8 protein-coding genes are annotated in these 18,680 nt (G+C 72.8%); 4 read left to right on the forward strand and 4 right to left on the reverse strand.

Going from position 1 to position 18,680, the window contains the following annotated elements; genetic code table 11:
• Positions 1-52: 52 nt before the first annotated feature.
• Genes EJ903_RS04610 through EJ903_RS04625 form a run of 4 tightly spaced genes read right to left on the reverse strand, consistent with a single transcriptional unit; the run spans position 53 to position 6,652 of the window.
• Positions 53-1,720 (reverse strand): cyclic peptide export ABC transporter, encoded by a 1,668-nt coding sequence (locus tag EJ903_RS04610; RefSeq protein WP_126612605.1) that lies wholly within the window; start codon positions 1,718-1,720, stop codon positions 53-55.
• Entirely contained in the window at positions 1,717-4,914 is a 3,198-nt protein-coding gene (locus tag EJ903_RS04615) for a non-ribosomal peptide synthetase (protein WP_158627873.1), read from the reverse strand. The genes EJ903_RS04610 and EJ903_RS04615 overlap by 4 nt, the downstream gene beginning before the upstream one ends.
• A gap of 18 nt (positions 4,915-4,932) precedes the next feature.
• Entirely contained in the window at positions 4,933-6,396 is a 1,464-nt protein-coding gene (locus EJ903_RS04620) for a diaminobutyrate--2-oxoglutarate transaminase (RefSeq protein ID WP_126612609.1), read from the reverse strand.
• A gap of 46 nt (positions 6,397-6,442) precedes the next feature.
• Positions 6,443-6,652 carry an MbtH family protein gene (locus EJ903_RS04625; RefSeq protein ID WP_126612611.1) on the reverse strand — a complete coding sequence of 70 codons (210 nt, stop codon included), beginning with the start codon at positions 6,650-6,652 and terminating at the stop codon, positions 6,443-6,445.
• A gap of 346 nt (positions 6,653-6,998) precedes the next feature.
• Between EJ903_RS04625 and EJ903_RS04630 the strand changes: the two genes are divergently transcribed.
• From EJ903_RS04630 to EJ903_RS04645, 4 genes are read left to right on the forward strand one after another with little or no spacing between them, the layout of a single operon-like run.
• Positions 6,999-8,039, forward strand: a complete 1,041-nt coding sequence (locus EJ903_RS04630) for a TauD/TfdA family dioxygenase (RefSeq protein ID WP_126612612.1) — start codon at positions 6,999-7,001, stop codon at positions 8,037-8,039.
• Between the two features lie 10 nt (positions 8,040-8,049).
• Positions 8,050-15,819 carry a non-ribosomal peptide synthetase gene (locus tag EJ903_RS04635; protein WP_126612614.1) on the forward strand — a complete coding sequence of 2,590 codons (7,770 nt, stop codon included), beginning with the start codon at positions 8,050-8,052 and terminating at the stop codon, positions 15,817-15,819.
• A gap of 3 nt (positions 15,820-15,822) precedes the next feature.
• A complete protein-coding gene (locus tag EJ903_RS04640) occupies positions 15,823-16,860 on the forward strand; it encodes a TauD/TfdA family dioxygenase (protein WP_126612616.1) in 1,038 nt (345 codons plus the stop codon).
• Entirely contained in the window at positions 16,860-18,626 is a 1,767-nt protein-coding gene (locus EJ903_RS04645; protein WP_126612618.1) for a non-ribosomal peptide synthetase, read from the forward strand. The genes EJ903_RS04640 and EJ903_RS04645 overlap by 1 nt, the downstream gene beginning before the upstream one ends.
• Positions 18,627-18,680: the final 54 nt, after the last annotated feature.

Consider the following 18,680-nt stretch of genomic DNA (forward strand, 5'->3'; position numbering starts at 1 on the left):
GGAGCGGCGGCCTTGGGTGAAAGGGGGAATGGGAACGGCAGGGCGGAAGGGGTCATTGCGCCGCCTCCATCACCGGCGGGGACTCCGCCGCCGGACCGGTCCAGGGCGTCAGCACCCCGGCGTCGCAGCGCAGCACCCGGTCGGCGCGGTGGAAATAACGGTCGTCGTGGCTGACGGCGACGATAGTTCGGCCGCCGCGCGCCAGCTCCGGCAGCAATTCGTCGTAGAAGAAGGCGCGGAACTGCGGGTCCTGATCCGCCGCCCATTCGTCGAGCAGCAGGATCGGCCGCTCCTCCACCGCCGCCGCCAGCAGGGCCAGCCGCTTGCGCTGCCCCTGCGACAGCCGGATGTCGGACAGGCGGTCGCCGGTCAGCGTCACCTTGCGGTCCAGCCGCAGCCGGTGCAGGAAGGACTGGGCCAGCGCCTCATCCAAGCGCCCGTCGGGGCCGACCAGCCGGTCGAACAGGTAGGGGGTGGAAAAGACGGCGCTGATCTGCTCGCGCAGCCAGCCGCGCCGCTCCTCCGTCACCTCAATCCCGGCCAGACGGATGGTTCCGGCGCTGGGGCGGCGCAGCCCCGCCAGCAGCGTCAGCAGCGTGGATTTGCCGCCGCCGTTGCCGCCGACGATGAACAGGATCTCCCCCGCCCGCAGGGTCAGATCGACCGGGCCGAGGTGAAAGCCCGGCTCTCCCCCCTGCGCGGGATGGTCATAGACCACGCCGGACAGTTCCAGCAGCGGGCCTGCCGTTGGAAGGGCGGCGGGGACATCGGCCCTGGCGGTCGGGTTGTCGAAGGACGCGCGGTGCGGCTCCAGCCCCAGCGCCTCCACCTTGGCCAGCGCCACCCCGCCCGACAGCAGGATCGGCAGCGTGCCAACCAGATCGCTGAGCGGCATGCGCAGGAACATCAGCACCAGCACGAATCCGGCGGTCAGGCTGCGCGGCTGGCCCAGCGCGTCGCCCACCGCGAAGATGCCGACGATCACGCCGAGAATGACCAGCGCGGTCCAACTCAGGCTCAACACCCAATAGCGGTCGGCGCGGGTTTCGGTGTCGCGGGCCAGTTCGGCGACGGCGGTCAGGTCATGCCGGTGGAACACGCGCTTGCGCGCGGTGTTGAGCGCCAGCTCGTTCCGCCCCTCCACCGCGCCGCGATACCCGGCGAACAGCCGGTCGTCGATGGCGCGCACGGCGATCATCAACCGCCGCATCGCCGACACCCAACCATAGGCCGCCCCCACCGCCAGCCCGATGGCCGCCGCGCTGACCAGGAACAGCGGCGCGGACAGCCAGGCGAGATAGGCGAAACCGCCCAGCACCAGCACGCCGTTGCAGAAAACGAAGGGCAAACGGTTGAAGGCCTGCCCCACCGCCGCGATGTCCTTGGTCAGCGTGGCGTAGAGGGCGGGCGCGCCCACCGCCTCCAGCCGTTCGACGTCGGTGTCGAGCAGCCGCTTGACCGTCGCCGTCCGCAACTCGCACACCACCGCGTGGCCCAGCGCCGTCAACAGCGCCTGGGACGCGAAACCACAGCCGAACACCGCCGCCAGCAGCAGGCCCAGGATCCCAAAGGTCGCGGCGTCGGGGTCGGCGGTTCCGGCAATCAGCCGGTTGACCAACGCGATCACCGCCAACCCGGCCAGCGACCCGGCGGCCCCCAGCAGCAGCGCCAGCGGCAAGCGCCCGCGCGACCGGCGCAGCAGAACGATCAACAGGCTCATCGCGCACCGGCCTGGGCCAACGCGCCCTCATCGGCCAGCAGCGCGGCCATGAAGGCCAGATCCTCGGCCTCGTCGCGCGGCCCCTCGGCGTCGATCAGCGCCGCCATCGCTCGCACCGTCGGCGCGCGGAACAGCGCGGCCAGGGGCAGATCGACCCCGAAGGCCCCCCGGATTGCCGTCTGCAGCCGGACCAGTCGCAGCGAATGGCCGCCCAGCCGGAAGAAATCGTCGGTCACGCCCAGATCGGGCCGCTCCAGCGTTTCTTCCCACAGAGCGAGCAGGCGACGTTCCGTGTCGGTGGCCGCCGGTTCCCGCCGTCCCTGCGGCGCGGGCAGAGCGGTGGGCGGCGGCAACGCCCGGCGGTCGATCTTGCCGCTGGCGTTCAACGGCAGCCGATCCAGCACCACCCGCAGCGTCGGGATCATGTAGGCGGGCAGGCGGGCGGCGAGATGGGCGTCGAGGTCGCCCGGCTCGCGTCCGTCCCGCGTGACCAGATGGGCGCACAGCAGCGCGTCGCCGTCCGCCGCGCGGTGGGCAACCACGACCGAGGCGCGGATGGCGGGATGGCTGTTCAACGCCGCCTCCACCTCCCCCGCTTCGATGCGGAAGCCGCGAATCTTCAATTGATGGTCGATGCGGCCCAGAAACTCGATGGCCCCGTCGGTGCGGCGGCGGGCGCGGTCGCCGGTGCGGTAAAGGCGGCTTCCCACCCCGCTGCCCGGCGCGTCGGCCTCGGGAAACGGGTTGGGGACGAAGGCGGCGGCGGTCAGGGCCGGTTGGACGGCATAGCCGCGCGCCAGCCCCACCCCGCCGATCCACAGATCGCCGACCACGCCGGGCGGCACCGGCTCCAGCCGGTCGTCCAGGATGTGCAGGCGGTTGTTGGCGATGGCGTGGCCGATGGGCATCACCGCGTCGTGACGCTCCACCCGCTCCACCACGAAGGCTGAGGACCAGACGGTGGTTTCGGTCGGACCATAGACGTTGACCAGCCGCAGCCCGCGCGCCAGCAGCCGCCGGGCCAGATCGGCGGCCAGCGCCTCGCCACCGCAGAGCGCGCGCAGCCCCGGCCAGCCGTGATCGGTGGCGTCGAGAAGCGTGCGCCAACGCGCCGGGGTGGCCTGCATCACCGTGATGCCCTGCCGGTCGATCAGGCGCGCCAGCGCATGCGGGTCGGCGGCCTCCTCCGTGGTGGCGATGACGACGCGGCCACCGACCACCAGCGGCAGGAACAGCTCCAGCCCGGCGATGTCGAAGCCGACCGTCGTCACCGCCAGCAGCCGGTCGTCCGCGCTCAAATCCACTTGGGCCTGCATGGCGTGCAGGAAGCTGGCAAAGGCGCGCCGGTCGATCGCCACCCCCTTGGGCATGCCGGTCGAGCCGGAGGTGTAGAGCGTGTAGGCCAGTTGGCCGGGATGCACCGCCAAACCCAGGTTGCCGTCGTCCCAGCGCGCCCAGTCCGGGACCAGCGTGTCGAGCGGTTGGTCAATGACCAGCGCCGGGGCGGCGTGGGCCAGGATGTGGGCGTTGCGCGCGGGCGGTTGATCGGGGTCGAGCGGCAGATGGGCCGCGCCCGCCTTCTGGACCGCCAGCAACGCCACCAGCAGATCCAGGCCGCGCGGCAACGCCACCGCCACCAGCCGGTCCGGGCCGACGCCGCGTTCGACCAGCCAGCGCGCCAGCCGGTTCGCCCGCGCGTTGAGCGCGCCGTGGGTCAGCCGGTCGGCCCCGCACACCGCCGCCACCGCGTCCGGGTGGGCACCAGCGGCGTGCTCCACCAGCGCCACCAGATCGACGGCGGGATCGAGCGGCAGCGCCGTGCGGTTCCAGCGCGTCAACTCCGCCGTGCGGGCCTCCGGCTCCAGCAACGGCAGGTCGGCCAGCGGGGCGTCTGGCTGGGCCAGCAGCGCGTTCAGCAGGGTAACGAAGCTGGCCGCCAGCCGTTCCACCGTCGCCCGGTCGAACAGGTCGGTGGCAAAATCGAGCGCCCCATCGGCTCCATCGGCACCGATCGCCACATCCAGCGACAGGTCGAGCTTGGCCGTGGTTTCCGGCACGGGGATCGGGCTGACCTCCAACCCCGGCAGGCGCAGCGACGCGGGCGCGTCCAACCGCACGCTCAACAGGGTTTGGAACAGCGGGGTGCGGCTGCCGTCGCGCACCGGGTCCAACCGCTCCACCAGCCGTTCGACCGGGGCGGCCCCGTCGTTGAGCATGACCAGCGCCTCGGCCCGCAGGCGGCGGCACAGGGCGCGCCCGGTCAGGTCCGGCGACAGGCGGGCGCGGTGAATCCGGGTGTCGACGAAGAAGCCGACCAGCGGCTCCAGCGTTTCGTCCTCCCGCCCGGCGTCGGGGACGCCGACGGCGAAATCATCCTGCCCGGACCAGCGCCCAAGCAGCGCCTGCCACGCCGCCAGCAGCGGGATGAAGGGCGTGCAGCCCTCCGCCCGCGCCAGCGCGCGCAGGGCGGCGACGGTCGGGGCCGACAGGGCGAACGTCACCCGCGCGCCGCCGGTCCCCCGGATCGCCGGGCGTGGCCGGTCGGTCGGCAGCTCCAGCGCCGGGATCGGCCCGCCCAACCGCTCCACCGCCCGGTCCAGCGCGCGGGCGATGCGCGCCTGTGCCGCTTCCCCCCGTTGCGCCTGGGCAAAGTCGGCATAGTGAACGGACAAGGGCGGCAGCAGTTCGGCGGGGTCGGCCTCCTCGTCGGCGACGGCGGCGACGTAGGCGGTCAGCAGATCGCGCGCCAGAATCGGGTTCGACGGTCCATCGGACAGGATGTGATGCATCGACAGCAGCAGCGCGGCGTCACCACCGGCCAGCGCCAGCAGCGTGGCGCGCAGCGGCGGCCCGGCAGCCAGATCGAAGGGCCGACGGGTTTCCGCCTCGATCCGCGCAGCCAACGCCGCATCATCGAGGGGGGCATCCTCCCGCCGCAGGGTCAGGGCCGGGCGGGACAGCACCAGTTGCACCGGCGCGCCATCCTGTTCGGCAAAGCGGGTGCGCAACAGGCTGTGCCGCCAGACCAGAGCCGACAAGGCTCGCTCCAGCGCCGCGCCATCCAGCGCGCCGCGCAGGCGGAAGGCGCGCGTCAGGTTGTAAGCGGTGTCGCCGGGATCCAGCCGCTGCAACAGCCACAGCCGTTCCTGCGCCAGCGACAGCGGGGCGATCCGTTCTGTGCGATTTGGACTCATTCGCATGTTCAGGGCCGCCTATTCCGCCGCCAGACCGGTGGGGACGTGCAGCGCGTCCTGGCCCCCCGACACCCGGTCGGCCAGCGCGGCGCGCAGGGCCGACGCGAAACGGTCGGCGATCTCGTCGATCTCCTCGGCGCTGACGATCAGCGGCGGCAGGAAGCGCACGACCGCGCCGTGCCGCCCACCCAACTCCAGAATAAGGCCGCGCTCCAGACAGCGGCGTTGCAGCGCGCGGGCCAGCGCGCCATCGGCCGGGCGCAGACCCGGACGGGCCGGGGGCATCCGCTCGTCCACGATCTCCACCCCGATCATCAGGCCCGGCCCGCGCACGTCACCGACGCAAGGCTGTTCGGCCTGAAGCGCCCGCAGATGGCCGGTCAGGCGCGCGCCCATGGCGGCAGCGTGCTCGTCCAACCGGTCGGCGCGGATGCGGCGCAGGGTGGCGGTTCCCGCCGCCATCGCCAGTTGGTTTCCCCGGAAGGTTCCGGCGTGCGCGCCCGGCGACCAGACGTCCAGATCCTCGCGGTAGACCACCACCGACAGCGGCAGCCCCCCGCCGATGGCCTTGGACAACACCAGGATGTCCGGTTCGATGCCCGCGCGTTCGAAGGCGAAGAGATGACCGGTGCGGCCCAGACCGGTTTGCACCTCGTCGATCACCAGCGGCACGCCATGGGCGCGGGTCAGGCGGCGCAAGCCCTGCAACCAGCGGATCGGCGCGGGGATCACCCCGCCCTCGCCCTGCACCACCTCCACCACCATAGCGGCGGGGGTGACGACGCCGGATTCGGGATCGGTCAGCAGTTGCTCGATCATCGCCAGCCCGGCGTCCACCCCGGCCTCGCCCCCCAAGCCAAAGGGGCAACGGGCGTCGTAGGGATAGGGCAGCATGTGAGCGTCGCCGGTTCCCCCGCCCAACGGGCGCTTGGGTTCCAGATTGCCCATGATCGCCAGGGTGCCTTGGGTCATGCCGTGATAGCCACCGGCAAAGCCGACGACCGTGCGCCGCCCGGTGGCGGTGCGGGCCAGCTTGATCGCCGCCTCGATCCCGTCGGCCCCGGTCGGGCCGCAGAACTGGATCCGGGCGTGGCGGGCAAAGCCGGGCGGCAGGGCGGCAAACAGATCCTCGACAAAGCGGTCCTTGACCGGGGTGGTTAAGTCCAGCGTGTGCAGGGGCAGGCCGCTGTCGAGCGTGGCGCGCAGGGCGGCGACGACGTCGGGGTGGTTGTGCCCCAGCGCCAGCGTGCCCGCCCCGGCCAGACAATCGATGAAGAGTTGACCGGCGCTGTCGCGCAGATAGACGCCGTGCGCCTGGGTCAGCGCCAGCGGGATGCGGCGCGGGTAGGAACGCGCGTTCGACTCCCGCGCCTCCTGCCGACGCAGCAGCGGGTCGTCGTGCAGGCGGATCGGCGGCTGGGCACGGAAGCCGTCCAGGCCAAAAGGGGCCAGGCCGAAGGGGGCCGCGTGGGTCACGGTCATGGCGGAACCTCCCGGTTCAGGGACCAGAATGCGGGAAACGGTGCGGTCAGGCGGCCTCGCCCAGCGCGCGGCGCAGGCTGAGCGGGCGCATGTCGGTCCACACCCGTTCGATGTGGGCCAGACAATCGTCCTTGGAGCCGCTGACCCCGACGGCGCGCCATCCCCCGGGCACCGGTCGATGGTCCGGCCAGATCGAATATTGCTCTTCCTCGTTCACCACCACGTGGAAACGCGTGTCCGGGCTGTCCCAGCTCATGCCGGTTCTCCTTTCGGTTTGGAGGCGAGGGAATGGGGGACAAGCGCGGCGGGGCGGCCCGCTTGTTCCGATGACGCCGTCAATATCGCGAACGATTCTTATTTGCAAGTTTAATCGCGTTCGGATAGGGTCCTTTTGGCTGCGGCGTTTCGGCGGAAACACCCGCACTGTTGGTGTGGAGACGAAAGCATGCCGTCATCGCGCGCAGCCAGACGAACAAACACCCGATCAAATTGCTGCATCCCGCCTCTGGACGGACCGCCACGCCTCTATAATGCGAATAATTCTTAGTCGTAGTAAAGGCGTTTCCTCGTCCGCCCACCCTTCCCAATGGACTGTTCCGATCATGGATCATCGCCCCACCGTTCCGCCGCTGACCGCGCCGACCGACCGGCTGACCGTTCGCCCGCTGCTGCCCGGCGGCGCGTTGCCGCTGCTGGTGACGCCCGCCGACGGTGATGGCGCGGGCGGGAGGGTGGCGGACTGGCGGGATTGGCTGCCGGACATCCACGCCATCGTGCGCTCCCACCTGTCCGAGGTGGGCGGGCTGCTGTTCCGTGGCCTTGGCCTGCACGGCGACGCCCCGTTCCGCGCCTTCGCCGAAAGCTTTGGCCGGGCGCTGCTGGATTACGATTTCGGTTCGACCCCACGGTCGGCGGTGGACAAGGGGGTCTACACCTCCACCGAATACCCGGCGCACCAGTCGATTCCGCTGCACAACGAGCAGGCCTACACCCTGCAATGGCCGGGGCTGATCTGGTTCCACTGCGTGACCGCCGCCGCCAGCGGTGGGGCCACCCCCATCGCCGACAGCCGCGCCGTTTACCAGAGCATCGACCCGGCCATCCGCGACCGCTTCGCCGCCAAGGGGCTGATGTATGTCCGCAACTATGGCAACGGGCTGGATCTGCCCTGGCAGCGCGCCTTCAACACCGACGACCCGGCGGAGGTCGAACGCTTCTGCCGCGCCAACGCCATTGCCTGGGAGTGGACCGAGGATGGCGAACTGCGAACCCGCCAGATCTGCCCAGCGGTGGCCCGCCACCCCGGCAGCGGGGCGATGGTCTGGTTCAATCAGGCCCATCTCTTCCACGTCTCCAACCTGCCGCCCGCCGTGCGCGACAGCCTGATGGCGGTGGTGGAGGACGAACACGCGCTGCCCCGCCACGTCTTCTACGGCGACGGAACCCCCATCGAAGACACAGCACTGGACCACATCCGCGCGGTTCTGGACGCCTGCACCCGCCGTTTTCTCTGGGAGGAGGGCGACGTGATGATGCTGGACAACATGCTGGCCGCCCACGGGCGGGATCCCTTCAGCGGCGCGCGCAAGGTGGTGGTGGCGATGGCCGACCCGATCCGCTCCCCCGCTCTTCCGGTCGTGTGAGGCCCCCGCCATGGACAGCCATCTGATCGCCGCCGCGCCCGTTTCGCTCCTGGCCGGGGAGGAGCAGCACGCCCTGTGGACCGCCTGGCGGCTGGCCCCGGAGGATCCCGGCTACAACATGTCCTACGCGGCGGATCTGCGGGACGGGACCGATCCGCAGCGGCTCGCCGCCGCCTTCGCCCGGATCATCGCCGGGCACGACGCCTTGACCAGCCGCTACCGCGAGGATCCCGCCGGGCGGCTGGTGATGGAGCGCCAGCCCGGTTTTGCCCCCGACATCCGCGTCCACCACGCCCCGCCGATGACCGAGGCCGACCGCCGGGCGTGGCTGGAGCGCGAGGCCGACGCTCCGCTCGCCCTGGACCAGGGGGTGGCCTGCCGGGTCCGGCTGCTGGTGTCGCCCGACGCCACAGCGCATCGGCCAACCGTGTCCCTGCTGGTTGTCATCCACCACATCGCGGGCGACTTCCTGTCCTTTGAAATCCTGTGCCAACAGGTCTTCGCCGCCTATGACGCGCTGAGCGCCGGGGCGGAGCCGGTCGATCCGCCCGCCGGGGTCTACGCCGCGTGGCTGGAGCGCCAGCGCGCCCGTCAGAGTGGAGCTGACGCCGTCCGGCTGGACGCCTTTTGGCGCAACCGGGCCGCCGATCTGCCGCCCCCGCCGGAGCTTCCCACCGCCCTCACCGCCGCAGACCACGCCGCGCGGGAGGAAAGCGAGCTGCGGCTCGGCCCCGCCACCACGGCGCGCGCGCGCGCGGTGGCCGACCGGCTGGGCGTTGGCCTGTTCCCATTGCTGACGGCGGTCTACCAGATCCTGTTGCACCGCTGGAGCGGGCAGGACGCCTTCACCATCGGCACGCCGGTGTCGGGACGGCAGGGGGCCGCCGACCGGGCGATGGTCGGCTACACGCTGAACGCCCTGCCCTGGCCCGCCGACCTGTCCGGCGCCCCCAGCCTGACCACGCTGGCCCGCACCGCCCATCGGACGCTGATGGAGCTGCTGCGGCACCGGCGCTGGCCGTTGGCCCGCATCACCGCGCTGGCCGGGCGCGGCGGCCCGCTGTTCCACCACATGACCACCTATGTTCCGGTGGGCGACCGCGCGACGATCTACCGACATGTGCAGCGTGACCTGTTCGCCCACCAGCGCGGGGCGGCCAACGCGCTGAACCTGCGTTGGGTGGATGAGGGCACCGACCTCGTCGGGCAATGGCGCGCCGACCCGACCCGGTTCGACGCCGCCACGACGGCCCGGATGCAGCGCGATTTTCTCCGGCTGCTCGACGCCGCGCTGGAAGACCCTGCGCAACCCCTGTCCCGCCTGCTCGCCACCATCGGGGACGCGGCGGACGACACCGCGCTGCGCCAAGCCGCCGATCTCGACCACGACACCAACACCGACACCGCGCTGGGCCTCTTCGCCGCCGCCGTCGCCCGCCACCCCGACCGCTGCGCCGTGGAAACGGACAGCGAGGCGCTGACCTACCGCGCGTTGGACGCCGCCGCCGACCGGCTGGCCCGGCGGCTGCGCGCGGGCGGCGTGACGGCGGGCAACCGGGTGGGGCTGCACCTGCCGCGCGGGGCCGGGCTGGCCGTCGCCATGATCGCGGCGTGGAAAGCCGGGGCGGCCTATCTCTGCCTCGACCCCGCCCTGCCCGACGCCCGGCTGGAGCTGCTGGCGCGCGCCAGCGCTGCCCGCGCCATCATTGGCGATGGCGCGATGCCGGGCTGGTGCGGTGCTGCGGCGTGGCTGGAGCTGGAGGGCGAGCGGACTGAGGACCGGGCCGACGACGGCGCGCCGCTGACGCCGCCCGTCTGCGCGACCCTGCCCGCCTATCTGATCTACACCTCCGGTTCCACCGGCGCGCCCAAGGGGGTGGTCGTCGCTCAGGGCAACCTCGCCCGCTACGCGCGCGGCGTGCTGGCGGCGATGGATCTGCCGGAGAACGCCACGTTGGCGACGCTGGCGGCGGTGACGGCGGATCTCGGCTACACCGCGTGGTTCGGCGCGCTGTTGAGCGGGCGGACCCTGCGGGTGATCGCCCCGGCCCTGGCCGACGACCCGGAGGCTTTGGCCCGCCATCTGGCCGACCGGCCGGTCGATGCGTTGAAGATCGTGCCCTCCCACCTCGCCGCGCTGATGGCGGTCCCCGATCCGGCCCGGCTGCTGCCCCGCCGCTGTCTGGTGTTCGGTGGGGAGGCGCTGGACGGCGCGCTGGTCGCCCGCGTCCGGGCGCTGGCCCCGGCCTGCCGCGTCCTCAATCACTACGGCCCGACCGAAACGACGGTCGGCTGCCTGACCGCAACGCCCGCCACCGATCCAAGCGCCCCGATCCCGGTTGGCACCCCCCTGCCCGGTGTGCGCGTGGCGGTGCTGGACCGTCATGGCCACCCGGTGCCGCTGGGGGTGGCGGGCGACCTCGTGGTTGGCGGTTCGACCGTCGCCACCGGCTATCTCGACCGTCCGGGTTTGACCGCCGACCGCTTCGTGCCCGATCCGTGGAGCGTCGGCGGGCGGCTGTACCGCACCGGCGACCGCGCCCGCATGACGGCGGACGGGCAGGTGGTGTTTCTGGGCCGCGCCGACGATCAGGTGAAGATTCGCGGCTTCCGCGTCGAGCTGGGCGAGGTGGACGCGTGGCTGCGCCGTCACCCCGGCGTGCGCGAGGCGGTGACGGTCGCCCGCCCGTCACCGACCGGCGACGGGCTGCGCCTGACCGCCTTCGTCGTTCCGGTCGCGCCCGGAACCGACCTGAACCCGGTGCGCGCCGCCATAGCCGCCGAACTGCCCGACGCCCTGGTTCCCGCCGTCTGGCGGACCCTGGCGGCGTTGCCCCGGCTGCCCAACGGCAAGATCGACCGCAAGGCACTGCCCGACGATCCCCCAGCGGAACTTTCCGCCAGCGCCGCCCCGTCCCGCGCCCTGAGCGACGCTGAAGCCGTGCTGGCCCGCCTGTGGGCGGAGGCGCTGAACCGCCCGTCGGTCGGGGTGGAGGAGGATTTCTTCGCCATCGGCGGCGATTCCATCCTGGCGCTCCAGATCATCGCCAAGGCGCGCCCGCAAGGGTTGGCGCTGAAACCCAAGCTGTTTTTCCAGAAACGCACCATCGCCGCCATCGCCGCGAGCCTTGCCGCCAAACCCGCCGCCGCACCGGCACTCGCCCCGAACGCCGCGCCCAGCCACACCGACCCGTCGGCCCCCTTCGCCCTGAGCGGCCTGGACGCCGAGGCCCTGGCGGCTCTGCGGGCGCAGCATCCGGGGGCGGAAGACGCCTATCCGCTGTCGTCGCTGCAACAGGGCCTGCTGTTCCACAGCCTGCTCGACCCGGCCAGCGGTTCCTACGTCAATCAATTGGTGATCGAGGCCGACGGCCCGTTCGACCCCGACGCCTGGGTCGGGGCGTGGCGGGACGCCGTCGCCGCCCACCCGATCCTGCGCACCGCCTTCCTCTGGGACGGGTTGGACCGCCCGCTGCAACGGGTGGAGCGCGCCGCCGCCCTGCCGGTGGCCCAACGCGACTGGTCGGGGTTGAGCGGCGGGGAACGGGAAACGGCCCTGTCCGGCCTGCTGGCGGAGGACCGGGCGCGCGGCTTCGCCCTGGATCAGGCCCCGCTGATGCGGCTGGCGGTGATCCGCTGCGCGCCCGCCCGCTGGTGGCTGGTGTGGAGCCGCCATCACCTGATCGTCGATGGCTGGTGCTCCATCCTGCTGCTGGACGAGGTGCTGGAACGCTACCGCGCCCGGTTGGCCGGGGACACACCCACCCTGCCCACCCGCCGCCCGTTCCGCGACCACATCGCGTGGCTGCAACGGCAGGACGACAGCGCGTCTGCCGCCTTCTGGCGCGCGGCGTTGGACGGGGTGACGGGGGCCACGCCGCTGCCCCTGCTGGCCCCTCCGCCGGACGGGGGGGCGGCGATCCCGCTCAGCCGCAGCGTCACGCTGGACTCCGGGGAAACCGCCCGGCTGACCGCCACCGCCCGCGCGCTGGGCGTGACCCTGAACACGCTGCTGCAAGGGGCGTGGGCGCTGACGCTCGCCGCCCGCTCCGGCACAGCCGACGTGGTGTTCGGCGTCACCTCCGCCGGGCGCACCGGGGAGGTGGAGGGGGACGAGCGCACGCTCGGCGTTTTCATCACCACCCTGCCGCTGCGCGTCCGCCTGCCTGCCGCGCAGGGGGTGGGCGACTGGCTGCGCGGCATCCAGGCCGACAACGCCGCAATGCGCGAGCATGAGCACAGCGATCTGGCCAAACTCCAGGCCGATTTGGCCGTCGGCCCGCTGTTCGACACGTTGCTGGTCTTCCAGAATCTGCCGATGCTGGAGGGGCGTCGCCGCCGCGTCGGTGCCCTCGACCTGCGTCAGCGCGCCAATGTGGAACGCACCCATTACGCCCTGACGGTGGAGGTGTTTCCCGGCGACCATCTGAGCGCCGTCATCGACGCCGACGCCCGCCGGATCGACGGCGACGCACTGGACCGGCTGGCCCAGGGGCTGCGCACCGCCCTGCTGGCGCTGGCCCGCAGCCCGGCCACCCCGCTGTCCGCCCTGCCCCGCATGGGCGAGGCGGAGGCGCGCGCCCTGCGCCAATGGGGCCGCCACACCGCCCCCTATGACCTGACGCCCGACTGGGTGGCGCGGGTGGCCGCGCGCGTCGCCGCCCACCCCACCCGCACGGTTGCCCGCTGCGACGGGGCGAGCCTGAGCTATGGCGCGCTGTGGCTGCGGTCGGAGGCGTTGGCCCGTGGCCTGATCGCCTCGGGTCTGCGGCCTGATGGCGCGGTGGCGCTGCTGGCCCCGCGCGGGCTGGATCTGCTGTGCCTGATGGTGGCGGTGCTGCGCGCCGGCGGGGCCTGGATCCCGCTCGACCCCAGCCACCCGCCCGCCCGCTGGGCGCAGGTGATGGCGCAGGCCGGGGACGCGCTGCTGGTGCGCGATCCGGCCGTCCATTGCGATCTGTCGGCCCTGCCCCCGGCCCTGACAGCAACCGACCTGCTGGCCCGCGCCGACGGTGCCGTGCTGCCGACCGGCCCGGCGCGCGGCGACCAGCGGGCCTATGTCCTCTTCACCTCCGGCTCGACCGGCACGCCCAAGGGGGCGATGGTCACGCGCGACGGCATGCTGAACAACATGCTGGCCAAGCTCGCCCCGCTGGGCCTGAGCGAGCGCGACGTGATCGCCCAGACCGCCCCGGCCTGCTTCGACATTTCGGTGTGGCAGACCCTGACAGCCCCGCTGCTGGGCGGGGTGGTGGAGATCATCCCCGACGCGGTGGTGCGCGACCCCGACGCGCTGATCGACCGGCTGGCGCGCGGCGGCGTCACCCTGTTCGAGCCGGTTCCCGCCCTGATGCGGGCGCTGGCGGACGCGCAACAGACCGACGACCGCCCGTTGCCCGCGCTGCGCTGGGTCCTGCCAACGGGGGAGGCGCTGACCGCCGCCGACGCCCGCGCCTGGTTCGACGCCCACCCGACCGTTCCGCTGATGAACGCCTACGGCCCGGCGGAATGCGCCGACGACGTCGCCTTCCACCCGCTGTTCGCCGCCCCCGCCGCCGGGGCAACCATCCCCATCGGCCGCCCGACGGCGGGGGCCGAACTGCGCGTGCTCGACGACCAGTTGACCCCGGTTCCCATCGGAACGGTGGGGGAGATCGCGGTGGGCGGCGTCGGGGTTGGGCGCGGCTATCTCGGCGACCCGCGCCGGACGGCGGCGGCCTTCGTCCCCGACCCCGACGGCGCGCCGGGTTCCCGCCTCTACCGCACCGGCGATCTCGGCCGCTGGTCGGCGGACGGGGTGATCGAATGGGCGGGCCGCCGCGACTTCCAACTGAAGCTGCGCGGCTTCCGCATCGAAGCCGGAGAGGTGGAAGCGGTGCTGGAGCGCCACCCCGCCGTCCGCCGCGCCGTCGTCCAGATCCGCGCGGAGCATCTGACCGCCTGGTGGGAGCCGGTGGAGCCAAGCAGCGGCAACGACGCCGCCGTGAACCGCGCCCTGATGACCCACGCGGCGGCGCACCTGCCGCCCTACATGATCCCGACCCGCTGGGGGCGCGTCACCGCGTGGCCGCGCAACGCGAACGGCAAGCTGGACCGCAAGGCGCTGCCGGACGCTCACCCGCAAGACCGGGCGTCGGCGGACCCGGCGCAGGAGCCGCCCACCACTCCGACCGAACAGGCCCTTGCCGCGCTGTGGCGGGAACTGCTGCCCGCCGCAGCGGTGGGGCGCGACGCCGATTTCTTCGCGCTGGGCGGCCATTCGCTGCTCGCCGCCCGGCTGGTCGCCCGGCTGCGGCGGCAGGGCTGGCCCGATCTGCCGCTGCGCGCGGTGTTCGACGCGCCGACCCTGCGCGCCCTGGCCGCCCGGCTCGACGCCGCCCGCGTCGGCGGGGATGACCAGACCCCGCCGCTGCGCCCGGTGGCGCGGCGGGCGGTGATGCCCCTGTCCCCGGCGCAGCACCGGCTGTGGCTGGTGGACCGGCTGTCGGGCGGGGGCAGCGCCTATGTCATGGCGGCGGCGCTGGATCTGACCGGCCCGCTCGACGCGGCAGCGCTCGACACCGCGCTGAACGCCGTCGTCGCCCGCCACGAGATCCTGCGCACCGCCTACCCGGAGGTGGAGGAGGAACCGGCCGCCGTCATCGCGCCCGCGTTGTCGGTCCCGCTGCCGCTCGACGATCTGTCGATCCTGCCCCCGGCGGAGCGGGCGGCCTGCGCCCGCGTGCTGGAGGAGGATCACAGCCGCACCCCGTTCGACCTGTCGGGCGGCCCGCTGCTGCGCGCCCGCCTGCTGCGGTTGGACGCGCAGACCCACCGCCTGCTGTTCGCCATGCACCACATCGTCGCCGATGGCTGGTCGGTCGGGGTGCTGTGCCGCGATCTGGCCGACGCCTACCGCGCCGCGCGGGCCGGTCAGGCCCCGGATTGGGCCGGGCTGCCGGTGCAATACGCCGATTACGCGGTGTGGCACCGCGCGTTTCTGTCGGGCGAGCGGTTGGAGCGGCTGCGCGGGTTCTGGCGCGACCGCCTGTCCGGTGCGCCAACCGCGTTGGCCCTGCCGACCGACCGGCCCCGCCCGGCGGTGGCCTCCACCCGTGGCGACAGCCTGCGGCGGACGCTGCCCCCCGCCCTGCTGGCGCGGGTGGAAGGTTGGGCGCGGCGGCGCAACGCCACCCCCTTCATGGCGCTGTTCGCCGTCTTCGCCGCGCTGCTGCACGCGGAAAGCGGGGCGGACGACCTGCTGGTCGGCACCGACACCGCCGGGCGACCCGACCGCGCGCTGGAGGGGTTGATCGGCTTCTTCGTCAACGTCGTGCCGCTGCGCTCCCGGCTGGAACAGGGCGACAGCTTCGACGCGCTGCTGGACCGCGTGCGCGCCACCGCCCTCGACGCGTTCGAACAGGACGCCCTGCCCTTCGACCGCATCGTCGAAACGGTGGGCGTGCCGCGCGACCGCAGCCGCAACCCGCTGGTGCAGACGCTGTTCGTCCTGCAAAACACCCCCGGCGACCCGCTGGCCCTGCCCGATCTGCGCGTTGAGCAACGCTCGCCCGCCGAACGGTCGTCCAAATTCGATCTGGCGCTGTTCCTGGAGCCGGAGGCCAGCGCCGACGGGCCGTCGCTCGCCGCCGACTGGGTGTTCGCCGCCGCCCTGTTCGATCCGCCGACGGTGGAGCGGCTGCATCGCGCCTGGGTGGCGCTGCTGGAGCGCGCCGCCGCCGACCCCTCGCAACCCGTTTTTCCCGCATCCACCGCCGTTTCCCTCGGCCTGGAGACCTGACCCATGGACCAGTCCCTGCGCGCCTGCGCCCCGCTTCCCTCCGATCTGGACGGCGTGCGCCTGTCCACCCTGACGCCGGGGGCGCTGTTCCCCGCCCGGTTGGAGCCGACCGCCCCCGGTCTGGATCCCGTGGCCTGGGCGCAGACCCACCGCGCGGCCCTCGACGCCCTGCTGCTGCGCCATGGCGCGATCCTGTTCCGGGGCTTCGCCCTGCCCGATCCGCAGCGCTTTGAACGCTTCGCCGAAGCGCTGGAGCCGACCGGCCTGTTCGGGTCCTACGGCGACCTGCCGAAGAAGGAGGGCGGGCGCAACACCTACCGCTCCACCCCCTACCCGGAACGGCAGATGATCCTCTACCACAACGAAAGCAGCCATCTGGACCGCTGGCCGCGCAAGCAGTGGTTCTTTGCCGAACAGGTGGCCCCGGTGGGCGGCTGCACCCCCATCGTCGATGGCCGTGCCATGCTGCGCGCGCTGCCGCCCGATCTGGTGGCGGCGCTGGAGGCGCGCGGGCTGCTCTATGTCCGCACCTTCACCCCGCGCCTGGATGTCGATTGGCGCGACTTCTTCAAGACCGACGACCGCGCGGAGGTGGCCGCGCGCTGCGCCGCCGGGGGAATCGGCCTGCGCTGGCTCGACCCCGAAACGCCGCAGACCCGCACCCGTGGCCCGGCGGTGATCCGCCACCCGTTGAGCGGCGAGCGCGTGTTCTTCAACCAGATGCAGTTGCACCACCCCGCCTGTCTGGACCCGGAGGTGCGCGAGGATCTGCTCGACCTGTTCGGGATCGACCGTTTCCCCCGCAACGTCCTGTTCGGCGACGGCGAGACCATCCCCGACGAGACCATGACCGTGATTGGAAACGCGTATGAGGCCTGTGCCGTCCGCTTCGTCTGGGAAACCGGCGACACGGTGATGGTGGACAACATGCTGACCGCCCACGCCCGCGATCCCTACCAGGGGCCGCGCCGCGTCGTCGTCGCCATGGGGGCGATGACGGACCGCCGGTCGGTCGTGCCCGCTCTGGCGGAGGTGGCGTGATGAGCGCGCCAGCCATGCCCCCGATGACCGTGGTGGACCGCCTGCGCGACGCCGCCGCCCGTCAGCCCGACGCCCCGGCCCTGCGCGACGGCCTCCGCAACTGGAGCTACGCCGCGTTGGACGCGGAGGTGGAGCGGTTGGCCCGCCACCTGCGCCGGGACGGCGTCGGTCCCGACCAACGCGTTGCCCTGCTGCTGCCGCGCGGGGCGGAACTGGTGATCGCCCTGCACGCGGTGATGCGGGCGGGCGGGGCCTATGTCCCCGTCGATCCCGATTGGCCGGAGGCCCGGCGCGCGGGCGTGATCGCAGCGGCCTCGCCCCGCCGTTGCCTGACCCCCGCCGACGTGACGACCCTGCTGAACGAACCCGCACCCGACATCGCCCTGCCGCCGCCGACGGCGGGGGACGCGGCTTATGTCCTGTTCACCTCCGGATCCACCGGCACGCCCAAGGGGGTGGTGGTGGAGCATGGGCAATTGGCCGCCTACGCCGACGGCGTAACCGACGCGCTCGCCCTGCCGTCCGGTGGCCGCTTTGCCCTGAGTTCCACCGTGGCCGCCGATCTGGGCAACACCACCCTGTTCGGCGCGCCCGCCGTCGGTGGCTGTCTGGTGGTGGCCGACGCAGCAACGATGCAGGACGGGGCGGCCTTCGCCCGCTTCCTGCGCGACGCGGCGGTTGACGTCGTCAAGATCACGCCGTCCCACCTGACCGCCCTGCTCGACACCCCGTCGCCCGCCCTGCCCGCCACGCTGATTCTGGGCGGGGAGGCGACCGACCGACCGCTGTTGGAGGCGATCCGCCGGGTCAACCCGACCACCCGCATCGTCAACCATTACGGCCCGACCGAAACCACCGTCGGCGTGATGGTGCATGTCCTGCCGCCCGACGCCCCGCTGCCCGACCGATTGCCGCTCGACCGCGTTTTGACCGGCAGCCGGGTGGAGATTCTGGGGACCGATGGGATGCCGGTGGCCGTGGGCGACGTCGGCGAGCTGATCGTCGCCGGGGCGCAGGTGGCGCGCGGTTATCTCGGCGCATCGTCCGCCGATGATGGCTTTGTTGGCGGTTTTGCCGCCGACCCGGCCACACCCGGCGGGCGGATTTACCGCACCGGCGACCGCGCCCGGCGGCTGCCCGGCGGTGGCCTGCTGCTGCTGGGCCGGGCCGACGACCAGATCAAGATTCGCGGTTTCCGCGTCGAACCGGCGGAGATCGAGGCCGCCTTGCGCGCCCTGCCCGGCGTGGCGCAAGCGGCAGTGCGGCTGTGGGGCGATGACCGGCTGATCGGCTACGCCGTGGCCCGTTCCGGCGACCAACTGGATCCCGCCGCGCTGCGGGCGGCCCTGCGCGACCGGCTGCCCGACGCGATGATCCCGACGGCGCTGGTGATCCTCGACGACCTGCCCCGGCTGGGCAACGGCAAGATCGACCGCGCCGCCCTGCCCGAACCGGCGGCCCCCGCCACGGCAACGGCACCAGCGGTCCCGGCAACGCCCGGCGGTGACAGCGATCCGCTGGAAACGCTGATCGCCGACCTGATCGCCGGGTTGCTGGAGCGCGAGCGGGTCGGCCCGTCCGACAACCTGTTCGATCTGGGCGGCCATTCGCTGATGGTCATCAAGCTGGTGTCGCGCCTGCGCCGCCGCCTGGGGGTGGAGGTTCCGCCCGGCCTCGTCTTCGACCACCCAACCCCCGCCGCGCTCGCCCGCGCCCTGCGCGCGGACGAGGCGGAACCGGGTCAACTCGACCGCGCCGCCGCCTGACGGCGGCGCGTCCGTCCCGGTCTTCCCACCTTGTCTTCCCCACACAAACGGTTC

The sequence above is a fragment of the Azospirillum griseum genome, from assembly GCF_003966125.1.
Lineage (GTDB): Bacteria > Pseudomonadota > Alphaproteobacteria > Azospirillales > Azospirillaceae > Azospirillum > Azospirillum griseum.

Coding starts and splice junctions, on each gene's coding strand:
- EJ903_RS04610 (WP_126612605.1), bottom strand. CDS start 1,720: ATGAGCCTGTTGATCGTTCTGCTGCGCCGGTCGCGCGGGCGCTTGCCG.
- EJ903_RS04615 (WP_158627873.1), bottom strand. CDS start 4,914: ATGAGTCCAAATCGCACAGAACGGATCGCCCCGCTGTCGCTGGCGCAG.
- EJ903_RS04620 (WP_126612609.1), bottom strand. CDS start 6,396: ATGACCGTGACCCACGCGGCCCCCTTCGGCCTGGCCCCTTTTGGCCTG.
- EJ903_RS04625 (WP_126612611.1), bottom strand. CDS start 6,652: ATGAGCTGGGACAGCCCGGACACGCGTTTCCACGTGGTGGTGAACGAG.
- EJ903_RS04630 (WP_126612612.1), top strand. CDS start 6,999: ATGGATCATCGCCCCACCGTTCCGCCGCTGACCGCGCCGACCGACCGG.
- EJ903_RS04635 (WP_126612614.1), top strand. CDS start 8,050: ATGGACAGCCATCTGATCGCCGCCGCGCCCGTTTCGCTCCTGGCCGGG.
- EJ903_RS04640 (WP_126612616.1), top strand. CDS start 15,823: ATGGACCAGTCCCTGCGCGCCTGCGCCCCGCTTCCCTCCGATCTGGAC.
- EJ903_RS04645 (WP_126612618.1), top strand. CDS start 16,860: ATGAGCGCGCCAGCCATGCCCCCGATGACCGTGGTGGACCGCCTGCGC.